This window comes from Acidocella facilis ATCC 35904 (genome assembly GCF_000687875.1).
Classification (GTDB): Bacteria; Pseudomonadota; Alphaproteobacteria; order Acetobacterales; family Acetobacteraceae; genus Acidocella; species Acidocella facilis.
The window spans coordinates 1-1210 of the sequence record NZ_JHYG01000048.1 but is presented as its reverse complement, the minus strand read 5'-3'; the positions used below and the strand labels follow the sequence as shown (position 1 = coordinate 1210).

Here is a 1210-nt window from a genome sequence, read left to right as displayed (position 1 = left end):
GGCCGACATCAAATCGGAACGCTGGCCGGCTTCAATTCGGAATCAGTGGCCGGATTCAAGTTGGAATGCATGGCCGGCTTCGTCGGAATCCGCAGGCGAATCGCCATGGCGTTACCTTCACGGCCCAGGCTGCCGCAGAGCTGGCTGACGGTTTCGGCGCAGGCGAGAGCGGCGAGGACCGGTTCGACGCTCTGCTGGGGCTTCTGGGCATGATTGAGGTTGTTGACGGACGCCAGCGCGAGCGCACCGAAGAACATCCGGTGATTGCGAGTTGGGAGGGGTGGATACTCGGCCGGTAGCCCCATTCCACCTCGCGCTCAGTCAGCCGCCAGCTTGGGCAGAAGCCTGATGCGGTGGGCATCCAGCACCAGCGCCTGAACGGTTTCTCCCTTCGAAAAATGACGCTGGAACCATCGCGCGAAGTCTCGATTTCGTCCCAAGATCCTCACATAGCCACCGGGGTTAGCCCGCCGATCGATGCGCGAGATGACGGGATCGGTCCCGTCGCCGAACGACACCTCGACCGGCTCGCCATCTCCCCCCAGATAAGCGCTGGCCGCCGCGCCTGGGTTGATGATCCCCTGATGATAGTAGGCCTCGCCCAGCAAAATCTTGAACGTGAGGGCACTGCTCGGAGACGATTGCAGCGACGACTGACAGAAGGCCGGAATTGGTTGATCTTCCGGCACTTGCTGCCGGACCTCATCCAGTTCTTCGCGCTCGGCCTCCTCGGTGATGGCACGCCCCAGCTCCCTGCCGTTCCAAGGAGGGTCAAATGCTTCGATCAAGGCATCCTCAAGGCCTGCGGCGAGGTTGATCTCGAAATCGCCATACCGGAGGTAGGAGATCGGGTTGAAGACGAAGATGCGGACCGACGCCCCTTGCCCCAGCAACTCCCGAATCTTGGAATTGCAACGGCAGTTGGTGCGCTGGCTTCTTGCCGGGTTCTGATATCCGGCAAACCTCGCCCGTACCGTGCGCGCCGTCTTGCCGATGTACTCCACCTTATCACCGTGGATAAAGGCGTACAGGGAGTTCCGCTCGTCCATCAGCAGGCTGTCGGCATCTGGGTTTGTGCCGTCAAGGCGGAAGTTCAGACCTCCCTCTCGCGCCGCGAGTGAACCGCTCCGGTTTTCCCGGAGGCTATTTGGTTTGAGTCACGCTGCCATGGACTGCTCTCGCAGCGCGGCGTAGTAGGGTTTCTCGGCTT

The 1210-nt window shown here is 61.4% G+C and carries 2 protein-coding genes; both read right to left on the bottom strand.

Going from position 1 to position 1210, the window contains the following annotated elements:
- Positions 1 to 8 precede the first annotated feature (8 nt).
- Positions 9 to 257: a hypothetical protein gene (locus tag T331_RS0116760; RefSeq protein ID WP_026440849.1), complete on the bottom strand. Its 249-nt coding sequence runs from the start codon at positions 255 to 257 to the stop codon at positions 9 to 11.
- A 60-nt stretch (positions 258 to 317) separates the two neighbouring features.
- Positions 318 to 1049, bottom strand: coding sequence for a GIY-YIG nuclease family protein (locus tag T331_RS18925; RefSeq protein ID WP_051622465.1), 732 nt, complete (start codon positions 1047 to 1049; stop codon positions 318 to 320).
- Between the last annotated feature and the right edge of the window lie 161 nt (positions 1050 to 1210).